Annotated in this window: 2 protein-coding genes; both read left to right on the forward strand. The window is 20.4% G+C overall.

Annotated features, from left to right (window positions below):
- Positions 1-467 (forward strand): thiamine phosphate synthase (locus ACTT9D_RS07280; RefSeq protein WP_440931119.1); only part of this gene is annotated, 467 nt, incomplete at its 5' end.
- A 6-nt stretch (positions 468-473) separates the two neighbouring features.
- Positions 474-1,992, forward strand: a 1,519-nt coding sequence (locus ACTT9D_RS07285) for a tetratricopeptide repeat-containing sulfotransferase family protein (RefSeq protein WP_440931120.1), incomplete at its 3' end; no start/stop codon positions are given.

A 1,992-nucleotide genomic window follows, 5' to 3' on the forward strand; every position in this document is an offset into this window, starting at 1 on the left:
ATAATGTAGCTTTAATTTATAGAAATTATTCAAATAAAATAAATATTAATGATTTAATAAAATTTAAATTTTTTTGTAAAAAAACTAAAAGAAAGTTATTTGTTTCAAATCAAATTGAATTGGCATTTAAATATAAGCTTGATGGAGCCTATATACCATCTTTTAATAAAAAAATTTATTTAAAAGACTATATTACAAATCATAAATTTAAACTAATAGGCTCAGCTCATAATTATAAAGAAGTATTAATTAAACAAAAACAAAAAGTTAGTTTAATATTTTTATCGCCATTATTTAAAACTCAAAAAAATAAAAATTTTTTAGGAATATTTAAATTTATAAAATTATGTAATTTTTCAAAAAAACCAGTGATTGCACTTGGTGGTATTAATAGTAAAAATATAAAATTATTAAAATTAATAAATTTATATGGTTTTGCAGCGATAAAATTTTATAAGAAAAAATGATAACAAATGAACAATGAAACCAAAAAAAATATCGATATTCTTATAAGAAAATTTAAATTTGGAAAATTTCGCGAAGTAATTAATGAAACTATAATTCTTCTCAAGAAAGATAATAATGATTATTTGTGGAACATCCTAGGTTTATGTCATCAAAATTTAAATTCTTTTGAAAAATCTATTGAATGTTTTAACAATGCAATAAATATAAATCCTCAAAACATCGCTGCTATTAACAATATTGGTATTTCTTATAAAAAATTGAAAAAATACAAGCAATCTGAAGAATATCTAAAAAAAGTTTTATTAAAAAACCCTAATTATATTAACGCTTTAGTAAATTTAGGAAATTTAAAAAATGAAACTTATTTTTTTAATGAAGCATTAAAATATTACAATGAAGCTTTAAACTTAGATAAAAATAATTTTTCTTTATATTTAAATATTGCAAATATATATGAAATTAATAATGAAATAGACCAAGCGAAAGAATACTTAAATAAATCTCTTAAAATTAATCCATCATTCACGAAGGCAGATCATAAGCTTAGCTTATTACAAAATTACAAAAAAAAAGAAAATGAACAACACCTTACTGAAATGCTAAATAAACTTGATAATGATCTTATAAATAATTATGAAAAAATAAGCTTATATTTTGCTTTAGCAAAAGCATATGAAGACAATGAAGATTATGCAAAATCTATCAAATACTTAATGGAAGGTAATAAATTACAGAGAAGATTTCTAAGTTACAAGATTAGTTTCCATCAGAATTTATCTGAACAAATTAAATTATTATTTAATAATTTAAATTTAAAAGACTTTGAAAAAAAAGAGAATAATCAAAAAAGAATTTTTGTTTTGGGTATGCCTAGATCGGGCACAACACTAGTTGAACAAATATTATCTTCTCATTCACAAACATGTTCAATCAGCGAGTCTAATTTTTTGCCTGAAAAGATATTAAAAAATATTTACAACAAAAATAAAGAAGAAATTTCTAATTTTTTAAATTCTAATATAAACGATGATTACATAGAATTTTTAAAATCATTTAATATAGATAACAAAATTATTATAGATAAAACTTTGCAAAATTTTTGGTTTATTGGCTTTATATTAATTTATTTTCCTAATTGTAAAATTATACATGTTCATCGAAACCCAAAAGATAATTGTTTATCAATTTTTAAAAACTTATTCGATACCCCTGAAGGATGGTGTTATGACCAAGATGAATTAGCTCAATATTATCTTTTGTATAAAGATATAATCGAATTTTGGAACAATATGTTCCCAGAGCAAATTTTCAATTTGAAATATGAAAATCTTATAAATGATCAAGAAAAAGAAATAAAAAAATTAATTGAATATTGTCAATTAGATTGGGAACAACAGTGTCTTAAATTTTATGAAAATAAAAATCCGATTAAAACATTAAGTGTAAATCAAGCTAATAAACCGATGTATAAAAGTTCAATAAATAAATCTAAGTATTATGAAACTAATTTAGATAATTTATTTT

Source organism: Candidatus Pelagibacter sp., from assembly GCF_052049815.1.
Lineage (GTDB): Bacteria > Pseudomonadota > Alphaproteobacteria > Pelagibacterales > Pelagibacteraceae > Pelagibacter.